The sequence below is a fragment of the Nonomuraea sp. NPDC049709 genome (assembly GCF_040674815.1).
GTDB lineage: Bacteria > Actinomycetota > Actinomycetes > Streptosporangiales > Streptosporangiaceae > Nonomuraea.
The window spans coordinates 35779-51136 of the sequence record NZ_JBFANM010000061.1; the positions used below are offsets into that span (position 1 = coordinate 35779).

Consider the following 15358-nt stretch of genomic DNA (forward strand, 5'->3'; position numbering starts at 1 on the left):
GCCCAAGCGGTCGGCGTCCTCCGAACAGGTTCATCCGGGCGCTTCGCCTTCCTTTAGAAATGTTCTCCAGTAGGGTTACGCGTAACCCGGGGTAGGCCCCTCGACCGAATACGTCCACGATGATGGCGAGGAAAGCTGTCGCATGGAGTTCCTGCTGCTGGGCCCCGTACAAGCCCGGCTCGTGGATCAGCCGGTCCACTTGGGCGCACGCAAGCAGCGTTTGGTTGCGGCCGTCTTGGCCTTGGAAGTCAACAAGTTGGTGACCACTCAACGGCTCATGGATCTGATCTGGCCTGAAGCGCCGCCTCCCACCGCTCGAGGGATCGTCCAGGGGCATGTCAGCCGTCTTCGCATCACGCTGGCCGGCGCCGATGCCAAGACGGTGTCGCTCACGAGTCATGGCGCCGGATATTGCTTGCGTTGCGACGCGGGGCGCATCGACGTTCACCGATTCCATACGCTGGTGCAGCAGGCCCGGGGCAGCGACGACGACACATCCAGGGTCGCGCTGCTGGAGCAGGCGCTGGGACTGTGGCGCGGACCGGCCCTGGCGGACGCGGCGCCGGAGGAGACCCGTCTGCGTCTGACCCAAGCTCTGGATGAGACACGGTTACTGGCCTTGGAAGAGCGCCTGGCCGCCCAGCTGCGGCTGGGGCTGCACCACACGATCATCGACGAGCTCACCGCGCTGGCCGCGGAACATCCCGAGCGACATCAGTTCACCGGTCAGCTCATGCTGGCGTTGCAGCGCACCGGGCGAGTCTCCGCGGCCCTGCAGGTCTACCAAGACGCCAAGCGACTGCTCGCCGACGAGCTGGGCCTGGATCCACCGGACGAGCTCCAGCGGCTTCATCTCGCAGTCCTACGCGGTGAGGATGACGGCACGGTTCCCTTCTCCGAGGTCGTGGCGTCCCCCACCCCCCGGCATCCGCCCGCCACGCTAGCGTCGGCGGAGGATTCGGACGAACAGGTTGCCGGGTTGCTCGTGCCGCGACAACTGCCACCCGACATCGTGGACTTCACCGGCCGTACGGCGGAGCTCGCGCGAGTCGAGGCGGTGTTGGACAAGGACATCTCCGGGACACCCGTGGTCGTGGCCATCGACGGAATGGCGGGGATGGGCAAGACCGCTTTCGCCATCCACCTGGCGCATCGGGTGGCCGAGCGTTATCCGGACGGGCAACTGTTCGTCGACCTGCACGGGTTCGCCCCCGGCGTGATGCCGATCTCTCCCGCTGACACGCTGGACGGGCTGTTGCGCGCGATCGGTGTCCCGACGCAGCGGATTCCCCTGCACACCGCCGATCGTGAGGCGTTGTTCCGCAGCCATCTCGCTGATCGGCGAATGCTTGTGGTGTTGGACAACGTCCTCGACGAGGAGCAAGTGCGGCCCCTGCTTCCGGCGGCGCCCCGATGCCTGCTCTTAGTGACCAGCCGTCGGCGGCTGGTAGGGCTGGACCAGGCCCGCCCCATCACGCTGGGCGCGTTCTCCGCCGATGATGCGGTAGCCATGTTCACCCAGATCATTGGCGAGGATCGGCTCGCGGGGGAGTCGGCCGAGACGATCGGCGAGGTCGTGCGGTCGTGCGGTCGGCTGCCTCTGGCGATTCGCATCGTGGCCAGCAGGTTCCGTGCGCGCCCTGCCTGGACTCTCGCCGACCTCGCTCAGCGGCTGGGCGACGAGCGGCGGAGGCTGGCCGAGCTCAGCGCCGGGCAGCGCGACGTGGCGGGCGCGTTTCACCTGTCGTACTGTCATCTGGACGCTGACCAGCGGCGGCTGTTCCGGTTGCTGAGCCTGCACCCGGGTGCTGACACCGATGGCTACGCGACGGCGGCGCTCGCCCACATCTCCCCCGCATGCGCCGACCGGCTCTTGCAAGATCTTGTGGACGTGCATCTCCTGGAGGAGGAACAAGCAGATCGTTATCGCTTCCACGATCTGCTCAAGACGTACGCCGCCGAGATCGTCACCGCCGAGGAGCCGTACGATACCCGCCGCCTGGCGGTTACCCGCCTGCTCGATTACTACTTGCACACCGCGGCCATGGCCATGGACGCGGTGGCCCCGTACGAGAAGCACCGACGTCCCCATATCGACCCCATCGCCGCTCCCCGCCAGGATTTCGCCAGCGAAGGCGAGGCACTCGCGTGGCTGGACGCCGAGCGGGCCAATCTGCTCGCTGTCGCGGAGTACGCAGCCCGTCACGGGTGGCCGACGCATACCTGCCGTATCTCCGCGATTCTCTGGCGGTACCTGCAACTGCGTGCTCACAGCTCCGATGCCCTGCGGCTGCACAACCTGGCCCTCCAGGTGGCGCGTCTCCACGAAGATCGCATCAATGAGAGCCACGCGCTCCGTGACCTCGGTGCCCTCTACTGGCGGCTAGGGCGTTACCCGACGGCCCTCGATCATTTCCACCAGGCACTCGCCCTCTTCCGAGAACACGCGGACAAAGATGGCGAGGCCTACGCGCTCAGCAGTCTGGGCGCACTGTGCCTGCGGTCAGGACGGCATAGCGAGGCCTACGACTATCACGGCAAGGCACTCGCGCTGTTCCGCGAGGTCGGCAACCGGAGCAGCGAGGCCTACGCGCTCAACGACCTCGGACTGGTCTGCCAGCAATCCGGGTGGGAGGCCGAGGCCATGGACTACCACCGCCAGGCCCTGGCGTTGTTCCGGGAGGTCGGTAATCAGGCCGGCGCCGGATATGCGTTGATCGAATTGGGCGTTGTCTATCATGCATGGAGCCGCGACGACGAAGCCCTCGATCACCACAGGGAGGCCCTCGCCATCGCCTGTGAGGTCGGTGACCGCAACCTTGAGTTCGAGGCTCTCCACGATCTTGGCGTGACCTTCCACGCGACGGGGCACCTCCAGGAGGCCCTGATCCACCAGCAGCGCGCCCTCGAGCTCGCCTCCCGGCTCAACCAGCTCGACGACCAGGCCAGAATCCACGACGCGCTCGCCCGAACCTACCGAGACCTCGTCCTGTTGGACCAGGCACGTGCACATTGGGAGCGCGCCCTCGCCCTCTACACCCAGCTCGGCGTGCCCGAGGCCCAGCACATCAGGGTCACCCTCCAGGCTTTGTGAGATCCGGATCGGGCCGCTCGATCCGATGGGACGAGGCTCTGCGGCGATCGCGCTCCGACCACCGGATTACCGGCAGGAAACCGTAAGCCCGGCAGGTGACGGTGCAGTGGGGCGGGCGGTGCACCGCTGTCTGAAGCCCCGCTCTCGAGGGAGACTCATGTATCCATTGACCGAATGGCTCGATGCCTGCATGCGTAGTGGACTGATCAGCAGGACCCAGCAGCAGGTCATCCTGCTGCTGGCCGCGGGATACACCGACGAGGCCGTCAGCAACCGGCTGGACATCTCCTCGCGCACCGTACAGCGGCACGTTTCCCGCACCATGACGCTCGTGGGGGCGCGAAGCCGCCTCGAATTGGGCATCCTGCTCGCCAGCCGCGCGCAGTCGTGGGGCATGCGTGCCCGGGCGGGCAAGCAGCGGCGGGGCCGGCGAGCCGCCGTGATCGGAACGCTGGTTCCTTAGCACAGATTCTCCGCGACGGTCACCCAGCGCAGGGTTTCGGAGAGCGGGATGCGAAGGTCCGCAACTCCCTTGACCACCGCGGTGAAGTGTTCAACCTGCGTGCGGAACTGGTTGCCCGCCGCGGGGGTCCACATCCGGTCGCCGTGAGCGGTCGAGAGGCGGATGGTGCCCGCGCCAGACGCCAGGAAGGGGAGCTCCAGCTCGAGGACGCCGGCCGTGCCCACCAGCAGGAGCCGTTCGGCGAATGTACCGGTGAACCCCCAGGACGCCGTGCCCGTCGCACCCGACCCGAAGCGCAGCCACGCGGAACCCGCCACGTCCGGATGGCCGGCGAACGTGCCGTGGGCCTCCGACACATTACCGAGCAGCCACATCAGGGCGTGAACGCAGTAGCAACCAAGATCCCAGAACGCTCCGCCGCCCAGCTCGGCGGAAAGGCGGAAATCGTCCTGGCTTTCGAGCGGAACGGAAAAGTGCGCGTGCGCGGTGGTGATCTCGCCGAGTTCGGCGAGCAGCGACTTGAAGGCCGGCGTGTCGTACTGGGGGTGGAAGCGGTACATGAACCCCTCCATCGCCACCAGTCGGCCTCGATCGGCGGCGGCGGCGATCTCCTTCACCTCGGCCGATGATCTCGCCATCGGCTTCTCGCACAGCACGTGTTTGCCGGCCTCCAGCGCGCGCACGGTCCACTCTGCGTGCAGGGAATTGGGCAGCGCCACATAAATCGCGTCGGCTGCGGGGTCGGACAGGACCTCGTCATAAGAGCCGTACGCACGGCTGCCGGGATGGCCGGTGACCATCTCCGCGGCCCTGCCGAGATCGCGCGCGCCGACGGCGGCCAGGCGCGCCACGGGGGAGGCCGCCACCGCCGGCAGGAAGTCCGAGCGAGCGATGCGGGCCGCCCCCAGCACGCCCCAGCCGAGCGCCGTCATGCCGGAAGGCCCGCCCACGGCATAGGAGTCACAGGCTCGAACGTGGACTCGATCTTGTTCATGCCGCACTCCATCATCGCCAGGATGATCTCCAGGACATGCAACGCCTGCTGGGCTGACACGCGGGCCCCGCGGCCTTCGATGACGGCGTCGGCCACTTCGGCCACCCCTCGCGCGAAGTCCATGTCGTGCAGGTCCTGCTCGGGCGACTGATTGTAGCGGTAGCGGTAGTCGGCCGGCCGGACCAAGGGAAAGGGAACCGGCGGCTCGAGGTAGTGATCGCACGACTCGCGCCGCTCGGCGGGCACCAGCGTCCGCAAGGTCACGCCGGCCCCGTAATCCCAGCATTCGGCGACGCGCAGCACCCCGTCGTCGCCGATGATCCGCAGCGCACGGTCCTCGGGGGCCAGCGTGGAGCAGGTCAGCCTCGCGATCACTCCCGAGGTGAAGCGCAGGCTCGCAGTCGTGAAATCAGGGGCGAACTCCGAGCCGGTTACGCCGGGAACCTTGTCGGGGACCACCAGCGCCGAGAACGATGTGACCTCCGTGACCGGGCCGAAGAAGGCGGTCAGCCAGTTCAGGTAGTAAGCCGCGTGTTCCAGGGCCGGGCCCACGCGGAACTCGTCCAGGTACGGCCACGGCGCGCCGGACTCGCTGATCCAGGTCCGGTACGGCATCTGGTGGATGGCCCCGTCGTCGAGCTCGGCGTAGACGAGCCTGGGCCGCCCCACGACACCGTCGCGAAGCGCGCGCCACAACGTCTGTGCCGTCTCTCCGAGCAGGGTGCACGGGCCGACGCCGAGAGTCAGGCCGCGGGACCCGGCCAGCTCCACGAGCTCGCGCCCCTCACTGAGCGAAAGGGCGAGAGGTTTTTCCGAATAGACGTGCCGGCCCGCCTCGAGCGCCGACCTGGTCACGTGCGCGTGGCTTTGCGGATTGGTGAGATTGACCACGATGCGGACGGATTCGTCGGCCAGCAAGTCGGCCATGGAAGCGAAAACGTGAATGCCGTGATGGCGGCCGAAATCCGCAGCCCGTGCCGGATTCCTGTCATAGACGCCGACCGCTCTGAGCTGCGGGTGGTTGGGGAGTGTGCTCGCATAGTAGTCGGCGACATATCCACATCCCACTATTGCGACGCCCATTGATCGCTGCATGTCCAGTACCCTAACCCGTTGCCTATTCTGGCAATAGGGCCCTGAACGGGCATAGCCATTCAGGGAGCTGGTCGCCCTTCTTCATCCTGGTTATGGTTGCCGAAATGCAGCGTATATTGCATTCACCCGGAAGGGGAAAACGTGGCGCAGGTCGTTCGTCCACCTGAGTCTGTGCTGTGGGCCGGTCGCCGGGAGATCGCCCGCCTGGCTTTTCCGATCCTGTACGGCGAGGTCGTGGGGGTGATCACGCCGCTCGTCGTCGTGGCCATCATGGGCCGCGTGGACGAGGAGGCGCTCTACGCCCGATCGCTCTACATGCCCCTTGCCTTCCTGTTCATCGCCCTGCAGGTGGGCTTCGAGATCAGCAATCAGGTCGCCGCCGCCGTCAGCCGGGGCAGCGAGCGGCCCCAGGACGTCCTGCCCACGGCGATGAACATGATCCGCGTGGGCGCCGCGGTCTGGGGTGCTCTCACGCTCGTCATCGTCATCTGCGCTCCACTGATCGCGTCGCTACTCGAAGTCCCGCCCGGTTCCACCGGCGACTTTGTGTCCTTCGTCCGCTGGTTCTGCGTCGCGAACCTGTTGTGGTTGCCCCTTTCGCTGGCCTCCTCCAGCCTCCGGGGGTACGGCCACGCCCGGCGCGCGGCCGGCGCGGTCCTCCTGGGCGCGGGCGTGGAGGTCGGCGTGGTTGCCGTCCTGGGATTCGGCACAGACATCGGCATGTACACGCTGCCGATCGCCACGGCGGCAGGCGGCGGCGCCGGACTCGCCTTCGCCTTCGCCGCGCTGGTCAGAACGGATATCTGGCGGGCTCGTGGCTCGCTCGGCCGACGACCGGAGGCCATCTCCAGCCTCGCGAGAGTCGGCGGGCCCGTCACGATCTCTTTCCTGGTGATCGCGGTCGGCAACTTCAGCCTGATCTGGGTGGTGGCCCCTTTCGGGCCCGATGTCGTGTCCGGGTTCTCGGCCGCGGCGACGCTGGAGGCGCTCATCCTGGTGCCGTCCACGGCGATCGGTTCCGCCACGGCCATCACCATGAACCGCCTGCGCGGTGCAGGCAGGCCCGATCTGCTGCTGCCGGCCCTGCGGGCCGGGCTGGGGCTGGCGTGGCTGACCTATGGAGTGCTGGCCCTGCTGGTGTGGCTGCCGCGGGCGCCCTTGGCCGCGCTCATCGCAGGAGCGCCCGACGTGGCCGGGCAGACCGAGCACCTCCTGACCATCGTCGGGCTCACCTACGGATGCATGGGAGTGACGGTTACCGCCATCGTGATCCTCCAGCAGATCGGCGGCGGGCTCATCGCACTCATGATGAACCTCCCGTACTTCCTCGGCAGCGTCGCCGTCGGAGCCCTGATCGTCGAGTCGGCCGGCGTGCAGGGCCTCTACTGGACGGTCGCGGTACTGAACGCCACTGGCATGCTGATCGCGCCGCTGGTCGTGTCCAGGTTCGTCCGGAGAGGGTTTCCCGGGGAGGCCCGATGAACATCAGCGTCGCGATCATGCATCATCCCGCCCGCGCCCACCTGGTGGGCGCGCTCGTGGGATCGTGCCTCCCGCTCACCGCCGGAGTGGTGACCGATCCCGATCCGTCGGGCATCCGCAGTCCCCTGCGCACGGCCAAGCGGGCCTGGGCCGCCGTGGGCGAGGGCGCCACCCACCATCTGGTCATCCAGGACGACGCGTTGGTCTGCGACGGTTTCGCCGCGCAGGTCCAGGCCGTCATCGCGGCCCGGCCGCGGCACGTGGTGGCCCTGTACTCCGACTGGAACAGCCCGCAGAACTCCTATCTCGTACGGCGGGCCGCGGCGGCGGGCGCCGCGTGGGCCCCGCTCTCCCGCACCGACTGGGCGCCCGCCGTCGCTCTCCTGATGCCCGCCGATCTGGCCCGTGAGCTGGCCGCCTATCTCGCGCCCATTCCCGACGAGGTGATCGACGACGACGAGATGATCGCCCGGTTCTGCCGCGAGCGGCGGTTGCCGATGCTGGCCACCGTGCCTCACCTCGTGGAGAAGGGGAACGTCGAATCCCTCGCCGCACACCAGGACGTGTACCACGCGACCGTGTTCGCCGGCCCGGCCCCGCCGCCGGCGGCTCACTGGGTGCGCGATGCCGCACAGGATGCTGCGCTGGCGGCCAGGTTCGAGCGCGCGGACCCCTGGGAGCACGTGGTCGAGCTCCGCGGCTCGCGATGCTACCTGCGCTTCACCCGCCCCGGCACGGAGGAGCCGGCAGGACACGAGTACGGCTGGTACTGGCATGACTGGGCGCCACTGATCGGCATCGACCCGCGCGCGGTCCCAGGGCGGGGCATAGAGGCCGAGGTCTGGGCGGCGGGGTACCTGCTTGGAGCGGACACTCCCGAGCTGCGCCGCGCGGACTGGCTGCGGCCGGCCCTCGCCACCTGGGTCGAGTCCGGCCTCCGGCCCGCCGACCTGTCGCGGCTCGGCCCGGAAGGGCGCGACGTGCTGGTGGAGGCGTGCCTGGAAGGCTTCTCGGTCAGGAGGACCGCCGATGTCGCGGACTGATGACCTGCGGATCGTGGCGGTGCGGATGGCCCGCCGGGAGGCGCGGTTGAACCGCCTCATCGCCCCCGACCAGCCACCCGGTGTCATCTGTCCGCCCGCTCCCGACGTGGTGGTGCGGATGGTGCCGTGCCCGGTCTGCGGTGCCGTCGGCGCCGATCCGCCGTTCGACCACTGGAGCGTGACCGGCGAGGAGACCAATCTACCCACGCTCGCCGTGCTCGGCTGCGAATGGCTGACTCCGCGGGCGGTGCTGCCCATGGCCGTCGCGATCGAGCGCGGAACCGGGCCACTTGCGTACCGGACGCGGGCCGTGGCGCGGCTGGGCGGCCGGGACCTGCGGGCCGTCGACCGGAGCGAGACCTGGGCGGACGCCCTGGTGGACGGGCACGGCACCGCGGGCGAGGTCGGCGAGGCGACGCTGCCGGCGGTAACCAGGGCGCGAGACGGCGATCTCCGGCCGATGTTCACCGGGCCGCACGCGCCGGACTCCGAAGCCGAGCTCAACGACATGTACCTGGAAGTCCGCCTGATGGCCTTGGCCGAGGAAGGGATATGAACGAACTGACCTGGCATAAGGTCCCCTTCACCGGGACACGTGCGCAAACGGGGCCGGCCACGTGGGGCCAGCGACAGGTCTGGCGTGACATACGCCAGATGCCGGACGGCACGCCGTACAACATCGCCTGCCCGCTGGCCGTCGCCGCGGGGATCAGCCTCGACGACGTGCTGGAGTTGACGGCGGAGCTGATCGGACGGCACGAGTCCCTACGCACCGTCTTCACCGAGGAAGGCGGGCTCAGACAGCGGGTGCTCGCCTCCGGCGAGGTGCTGGTTGGTGTCCTGGATGATTCGGAAACAGGCCCGGAACAGGTGGACGTGCTGGCGGCCCGGCTCCGTTGCGCGTACTTCGACCACGCCGCCGACGTGCCCTTCCGCGCGGCGGTGGCGGCGCGCGACGGCGTGCCGCACGCGGTCGTCGTGTGCGTCACTCATCTGGCGGCGGATCTGCTGAGCACCCGGCTGCTCGCCGCGGAGCTGGAGCGCATGCTCCGTTGCCGGGCGGAGCGCGGCCCGTTGCCGGAGCCCGCACTGGCGGCCCAGCCGCTCGACGTGGCGGCCGTGGAACAGTCCGCCTCGGGGCGGCGGATGGAGTCGGCCGCGCTGGCCCACGTCCGCTCCACGCTGAGCGCCTTCCCACGCGCCAACTTCCCGCGACCGGCCGGGCCCGTTCAGACGCCTCGCTACCGGCAGGGCGGCCTAGGCTCGTACGTGGCCGCCGCCGCGCTGGACACGCTGGCCGCCCGTTACCGCGTCGGCAGCTCGACCGTGGCCCTGGCCGCCGCGGCCGCGATGCTAGGCGCGGTCACCGGTCGCCACGAGGTGGGCCTGCTGCTCGTGGCGGGCAACCGGATCCCGGCCGAATTACGGCATGCGGTCGGCACGCTCACGCAGGACGTCCCCGCACTGATCGAGGTGGCCGGCCCGGCGTTCTCCGACGTGATCCGGGCGACCTGGAAATCGTCCGTCCGCGCCTACCGCCACGGCAGGTTCGATCCGGACAAAGCCTGGGACATCATCGCCGACCTGGGTGAAGAGAGGGGTGGGCATCCGGAGCTGCGCTCCTTCTTCAACGACTTCAGGACGAACTCCGCACCGGCGAATGCGCACGGCGCCCCGGTCGCATCCGAATTCCGCTGGGCGGACAGCACCGACGAGGACGGCATCACCTTCTTCCTGGAAGTGGGGGACACACCCGGGTATCCCGGCGCGGTCCTGCTGTCGCTGTGCGCCGATACCACGTACATGCCTCCTGACGCCATGGAACGGTACCTGTGGGGCTTCGAACGGTTGCTGGTCGACCAGCTCTCCCGGGATGTTCCGGTGGCGCGGCTCGGGGAGTACGCGTGATCCCGCGGCTGGACCCCGGCACGCGTGTCCTGGCGAAGGGGCGCATCCTGGTGGGCGGCTCTCCCCGCCGGGTGCTGCACCTCGATCGAGCCCAAGCCGACGAGGTCGCCCGCTGGCGTGCAGGGCGGCCGGTCTCCGGCTCGCATCGCGCCCTCGCCCGTCTGCTGGTGGAGGCAGGGCTGCTGCGGCCTGAGCCCGAAGCAGGCGGGCCCCGGGACGCGGAGGTGACCGTCGTCGTCCCCGTGCACGGACGGGTGCGAGAGCTGGCCGCGTGCCTCGCCGGGCTGCGCGGGCTCGAGGTGATCGTGGTGGACGACGGTTCTCCGGACGAGGAGGCCGTGTCGAAGGTCGCGTCCGATGCCGGGGCCACCTACGTGCGCCGGGACACGCAAGGCGGCCCGGCCGCCGCCAGGAACACCGGGCTGGCCGCTGTGACCACGCCCTACGTGGCGTTCGTGGACTCCGACTGCGTCCTGGAACCCGGCTGGCTGGACCGGCTGTTGCCGCACTTCGCCGCCCAGGAGGTGGCGGCGGTCGCCCCGCGCATCGTGTCGCACGATGCCGGCGGCGGGTGGCTGTCGCGTTACGAGGCCGCCCGCTCCGCGCTCGACATGGGGGACACCGCTGCGGTGGTCAGGCCCGACGGCCCGGTGCCGTACGTACCGACGGCGGCGCTCGTGGTCCGGCGAGCGGCGGCGGGAGCCGGCTTCGACGAGCGGCTCGCCTTGGGGGAGGACGTCGACTTCGTCTGGCGGCTGGCCGCTTCGGGGTGGCAGGTCCGCTACGAGCCCGGCGCGAGGGTCGCGCACCGTCACCGGATCCGGCTGGGCACCTGGCTGGCCCGCCGTGTCCAGTACGGCACCGCGGTGGCGGCGCTGGACCGCAGGTACCCAGGTGCCATCCCAGCGCTCGACGCCTCCGCCTGGAGTGCTCTGGCCTGGGCCGTGGCGGTGTGCGCCCCTGGCCGCGCGGCCCGCGTGGGCCTGGCGGCCGCCTGCGTGGCCGCTCACGCGGCCAGGCTGGCCAGGGAACTGCCCGGCGAGCCCGCGCGGGCGGCCGTGCTCGCCGGCGCCGACACGCTGACGGCGGGCCGCCTGGCCGGAGCGTCGGTGACGCAGGTGTGGTGGCCGCTGGCGCTTCCCGCCGCGATCGCCGTTCCCCGGCTGCGCCTCCCGCTCGTCGCCGCGCTGACGTTGCCCGCGCTGGCCGAGTGGGTGGAGCGCCGCCCACCGCTCGACCCGGTCAGGTACGTCGCCGCGCACGTGCTGGACGACGTCGTGGGGGCGGTCGGGTTGTGGAAGGGGATGCTGCGCGAGCGTACGTTCCGGCCGCTGTCACCGCGCCTCAGGCGTATTCGATCAGGTGGGCCCTCATGGCCGTGACGACCGCCGCCGTCCTGTTGGGCGAGTCCAGCTTCAGCAACACGCTGGCCACCAGCCGTTTCGCGCCGTGCTCCGAGATCGACAGGCGGCGCGCGATCTGCTTGTTGCTCAGACCGTCGGCGAGCAGGGACAGCGTCACGCTCTCGCGGGCGGTGAGGCTGACCGGCGGCCGGCGCTGTGGCGCGTCCCCGCCGGCCGCCGGACCTGACGCGCGCGTGAGCAGCTCCCGTGCCAACCGGTCGGGGATCGCCAGCTCGCCCGCGACCACCCGCAGAATGGCGTTGCGCAGATGATTCGCCGTTATCTCCTCCTGGATGAGATAACCGTCGAATTCTGATGAGAGGGTGAACGCCGGGGCGGCCACCTGGGCCTCGTCGAGCAGGAGAATGGTCTTGACGTCCTTGTCACGCGTGCCGGACAGCGCTTCCGTGGTGATCAGGACGTCGCAGGCCTCGCCGTTGACCGTGAGATTCACCATGGGGAGCTGCCGCAAAACGGTCTCCAGACCCCGATGAATTAACTCGCTGCCGACGAGGATCGCGACGTTGATCTGTGCGGTTTCTGTGCCTTCAGGAAAGGTCGGCGTCATGACTCGCATCAAATACGGTCGTCGTTCGGCAGGGCCAGGTATTTGACGAGTTCCGGACAGCGAGCTCCGCGAATTCCGCCAGGCGGTCCGCCAGACGCCTTCCGTGCGCGGCGAAGAGCGGACCCCAGGCCACGAAACCAGATCGGCTCTCCGTCCCGGGCTCCCCGGGCACTACCGCGAAACCCCCTCCTGCTGCGCTGACCAGTGATCGCCCGGCGGCCACGTCCCAGACGAATACGTCCGCGTTCAGGGCCAGGTCCGCCCGGCCCGCGGCGACGTAGGCGAGCGCCAGTGCCGAGGATCCGATCCTGCGCACGTCTGCCGTCTCCACCAGCTCCGCGTGCAACCGGGCCTCGGCCGGGTCCCGGACCCCGGGTGTCGGGATGTCGGTCAGGACGATCGGCAGCGGATCGGGCTCAGCGACGAGCGGGTGCGGCCGGCCGTCGATCCGGAGGACGCCCTCCGCCGCGGTGAACAACTCGCTGCGCGTCGGCTCGTATACGGCTCCGCCGATCGGCTCGCCGCGCACCGACACCCCGATCGACACCGCGTACAGGCCGAGGCCGCGCGCGAAGTTGTGCGTGCCGTCTATGGGATCGACGTACCACTCGACCTCGCCCGCGCCGCTCGCGCCCGCCTCCTCCCCGACGATCACGCTGTCGGGACAGGACGCCGACAACATGGCCCGGATCAGCGACTCGGCCTGCGCGTCCGCCTCCGTTACCACGTCATGCCGGCCGCTCTTGGCCCGCATCCTGACGCTGTGGCCGTAGCGGGTGACGAGGAGCGAGCCGGCTTCGACGGCGGCCGTCGCGGCGAGGGCGACCAACTCGACATGATCCATCTCCTCACCCTAGGCAGGTGAGGGCGCCGCGGCATCGGCTCGTTCGGCTATGCCCTCTCGCCCGGCCGATCGCCGCTTATGTCCCGTCCGGACAGTCGGCACGCTGGAGCACACCCACCTGGAAGGGCCTGGAGATGGCAATTGGACTGACGTCCGAGCGCAGCAGGTCGGACGCGCACTGGGCCGCCGAGCAGAGGGTCATCGGGCCCGGCCTGCAAGCCGTGATGTTGTGGTCGAAGCTGTGCGTCGAGCATGCGGAAGGCGCCATGCTCACGGACGCCGACGGGCACGAGATCGTGGACTTTCAGGGCGCCGGCGGCGTCAACTCGATCGGACACTCCCATCCCCGATACGTCGCGGAGCTGGCCGCCCAGCTTACCGCCACACCCGCGGGCGCGTTCGGCTCGCCCGCCCGACTCGACATGGTGAACGCCCTGCGCCGCGTGCTGCGTGCACCCCTCGACCGCATCCAGCTCTACAGCGGCGGCACCGAAGCTGTGGAGGCGGCCCTGAGACTGGCCAAGTCGGTCACCGGGAAACACGAATTCCTGTCCTTCTGGGGGGGGTTCCACGGCAAGACGATGGGAAGCCTGGCGCTCACGTCGGGAGCCAGGGCCGGGCTGGGCCCGCTGCCCGCCGGCTTCTTCAGCGCGCCGTACGCCAACTGCTACCGCTGCCCGCTGAAGCTGAAGAGCCCCTCGTGCGGATTCGCGTGCGTGGACCTGGCGCGCGACGTCATCAAACGCGAATCGACAGGGGCGTTCGCCGCCATCGTGGTCGAGCCCGTGCAGGGCCGCTCGGGCAACGTCGTTCCGCCCGACGGGTATCTCGCTGCGCTCAAGGAGGTGGCCGAGGAGTTCGACGCCCTGCTCATCGCCGACGAGATGATGACCGGCTTCGGCCGTACCGGAGCGGCGATGGCCTACCAGCAGGAAGACGTCACCCCGGACATCGTGACGGTGGGGAAGGGGATGGGCGGTGGGTATCCGGTCACCGGGGTGATCTCCACCGCGGCCCACATGTCCGCCGCGCCCTTCTCCGGCCCCAGCGCCAGCTCGTCCAGCTTCGGCGCGTTCCCCATGGCCTGCCGGGCGGTGGCCGTCACCACGGACGTGCTCGTCGAGGAGGACCTCGCCGAACACGCGCGCAAGCTCGGCGCCGAGCTGCTGGAGCTGTTGCGCCCGCTCGCCGACGAGGCGCCGCTGGTAGGAGACGTGCGCGGGCTGGGCCTGGCCATCGGCATCGAGCTGGTGGCCGACAAGACCACGAAGGAACCCGTGTCCGGCCAGGTGCTTCGCGAGACGTTCCGCGCGCTGCTGGAGGCCGGGGTCCTGGTCATGACGGGCGGTAACACGTTGCGGCTCTATCCGCCGCTCAACGTCGACGCCGACCTCGCCCGCGAGGCCGCCGGCGTGATTCGCGCGACTCTGACAGGAGGCTCCCGATGAAGGTGGCGATCGCGGGCTTCGGCGTCGCCGGCGCAGCCCGGTTGTCGGCCTACAACCGCATACCGGACGTGGACGTGGTCGCGGTCGTCGACCCGTCGCCGGCCAGACGCGAGACGGCCAGGCGGGCAGGCCTCAGCGCGTATCCCGCGCTCACCGCGCTGAGCGCCGAACACGCGCCGGACATCGTGGACGTGTGCGCACCGCCGGGTTACCACCGCGACCTGGCCGTGGCGGCCCTGACCTCCGGCAGTCACGTGATCTGTGAGAAGCCCGTCGCCTTCCGCACGGCGGACGCGCTCGACCTGGCCGAAGCGTCGAGGCGGGCCGGGCGGCTGCTCTACCCAGCGCACAACTACCTGTTCTCGCCGATGATGCGGCTGCTGGAGGAGTGCGCGACCGTTGCCGGGACCCCGCGAACGCTGTGCTTCCGCATCGAGCGGCAGACGCATGCCAGGGGCAACGACGCCTACCGGCCGGACTGGCGGCGCGACCCGGAGGTCGCCGGCGGGGGCATTCTGCTGGACCACGGCTCGCACTGCGTCTACATGGCCGCCCGCCTCTTCGGGGAACCGCCCGCCAAGGTCTCCGCCCTGGCCCGCTGGCAGACCGAAGGCCTCGACGAGGCCATCGAGGTGCGGTTGAACTTCCCCTCGGGAACCGCCGATATCGAGCTGAGCTGGGTTGGCGACCGGCGTACGAACCACTACAGCCTGGAGGGCCCCTCCTCCTCGGTGACCATCACGGACGGCGCCGCCGTCCTGACCGGGCCGGGAGGTGACGAGGAACGCTCCCTGGAGCCGCCGACCCACAGCTCCACCCATGAGGAATGGTTCGCGGACCTGTTCGCCGACTTCACCTCTCTGCTGGCGAGACCCGCGTCGTGGGCCGAGCCTGTCCACGACATCGTCTCCACCGCCGAGGTCATCGAGGCGGCGTACACGTCGGCTCGGCATGATGGCCGGCCTGTCCTGCTCAGGCAGGGCTGACTGATGTGGTACGCGGGCGTCGGATGGGAG

13 protein-coding genes are annotated in these 15358 nt (G+C 69.7%); 9 read left to right on the plus strand and 4 right to left on the minus strand.

What is annotated here, in order from left to right:
• The first annotated feature begins 142 nt into the window (after positions 1–142).
• Together AB0J69_RS43955 and AB0J69_RS43960 are read left to right on the plus strand one after the other, a co-directional pair.
• Positions 143–3094 carry a BTAD domain-containing putative transcriptional regulator gene (locus AB0J69_RS43955; RefSeq protein ID WP_364130912.1) on the plus strand — a complete coding sequence of 984 codons (2952 nt, stop codon included), beginning with the start codon at positions 143–145 and terminating at the stop codon, positions 3092–3094.
• 190 nt (positions 3095–3284) lie between these two features.
• Positions 3285–3557 carry a helix-turn-helix transcriptional regulator gene (locus AB0J69_RS43960; protein WP_364130915.1) on the plus strand — a complete coding sequence of 91 codons (273 nt, stop codon included), beginning with the start codon at positions 3285–3287 and terminating at the stop codon, positions 3555–3557.
• Here the strand turns inward: AB0J69_RS43960 and AB0J69_RS43965 are convergent.
• The gene (locus AB0J69_RS43965; RefSeq protein WP_364130918.1) at positions 3554–4489 is read right to left on the minus strand and encodes a Gfo/Idh/MocA family oxidoreductase; all 936 of its coding nucleotides are present in this window, start codon (positions 4487–4489) and stop codon (positions 3554–3556) included. The genes AB0J69_RS43960 and AB0J69_RS43965 overlap by 4 nt on opposite strands.
• Entirely contained in the window at positions 4486–5646 is a 1161-nt protein-coding gene (locus AB0J69_RS43970; RefSeq protein WP_364130921.1) for a Gfo/Idh/MocA family oxidoreductase, read from the minus strand. The genes AB0J69_RS43965 and AB0J69_RS43970 overlap by 4 nt, the downstream gene beginning before the upstream one ends.
• Positions 5647–5817: 171 nt before the next feature.
• Here AB0J69_RS43970 and AB0J69_RS43975 point away from each other — a divergent pair, with 171 nt between their 5' ends.
• From AB0J69_RS43975 to mftF, 5 genes are read left to right on the plus strand one after another with little or no spacing between them, the layout of a single operon-like run.
• On the plus strand, positions 5818–7128 hold the full coding sequence (locus tag AB0J69_RS43975) for an MATE family efflux transporter (RefSeq protein WP_364130924.1): 1311 nt from the start codon (positions 5818–5820) through the stop codon (positions 7126–7128).
• A complete protein-coding gene (locus tag AB0J69_RS43980; protein WP_364130927.1) occupies positions 7125–8171 on the plus strand; it encodes a hypothetical protein in 1047 nt (348 codons plus the stop codon). The genes AB0J69_RS43975 and AB0J69_RS43980 overlap by 4 nt, the downstream gene beginning before the upstream one ends.
• The gene (locus tag AB0J69_RS43985; RefSeq protein ID WP_364130930.1) at positions 8158–8727 is read left to right on the plus strand and encodes a hypothetical protein; all 570 of its coding nucleotides are present in this window, start codon (positions 8158–8160) and stop codon (positions 8725–8727) included. The genes AB0J69_RS43980 and AB0J69_RS43985 overlap by 14 nt, the downstream gene beginning before the upstream one ends.
• Positions 8724–10079: a condensation domain-containing protein gene (locus AB0J69_RS43990; protein ID WP_364130933.1), complete on the plus strand. Its 1356-nt coding sequence runs from the start codon at positions 8724–8726 to the stop codon at positions 10077–10079. The genes AB0J69_RS43985 and AB0J69_RS43990 overlap by 4 nt, the downstream gene beginning before the upstream one ends.
• On the plus strand, positions 10076–11461 hold the full coding sequence (gene mftF / locus AB0J69_RS43995; protein ID WP_364130936.1) for a mycofactocin biosynthesis glycosyltransferase MftF: 1386 nt from the start codon (positions 10076–10078) through the stop codon (positions 11459–11461). The genes AB0J69_RS43990 and mftF overlap by 4 nt, the downstream gene beginning before the upstream one ends.
• Here the strand turns inward: mftF and AB0J69_RS44000 are convergent.
• Together AB0J69_RS44000 and AB0J69_RS44005 are read right to left on the minus strand one after the other, a co-directional pair.
• Positions 11424–12050 carry a LuxR C-terminal-related transcriptional regulator gene (locus AB0J69_RS44000; protein ID WP_364130938.1) on the minus strand — a complete coding sequence of 209 codons (627 nt, stop codon included), beginning with the start codon at positions 12048–12050 and terminating at the stop codon, positions 11424–11426. The genes mftF and AB0J69_RS44000 overlap by 38 nt on opposite strands.
• A complete protein-coding gene (locus tag AB0J69_RS44005) occupies positions 12031–12894 on the minus strand; it encodes an inositol monophosphatase (protein WP_364130941.1) in 864 nt (287 codons plus the stop codon). Before AB0J69_RS44005 ends, AB0J69_RS44000 begins: the two co-directional genes overlap by 20 nt.
• Before the next feature lie 134 nt (positions 12895–13028).
• Between AB0J69_RS44005 and AB0J69_RS44010 the strand changes: the two genes are divergently transcribed.
• Positions 13029–14342, plus strand: a complete 1314-nt coding sequence (locus AB0J69_RS44010; protein WP_364130944.1) for an aspartate aminotransferase family protein — start codon at positions 13029–13031, stop codon at positions 14340–14342.
• Positions 14339–15328, plus strand: coding sequence for a Gfo/Idh/MocA family oxidoreductase (locus tag AB0J69_RS44015; RefSeq protein WP_364130947.1), 990 nt, complete (start codon positions 14339–14341; stop codon positions 15326–15328). Before AB0J69_RS44010 ends, AB0J69_RS44015 begins: the two co-directional genes overlap by 4 nt.
• The last annotated feature ends 30 nt before the right edge of the window (positions 15329–15358 follow it).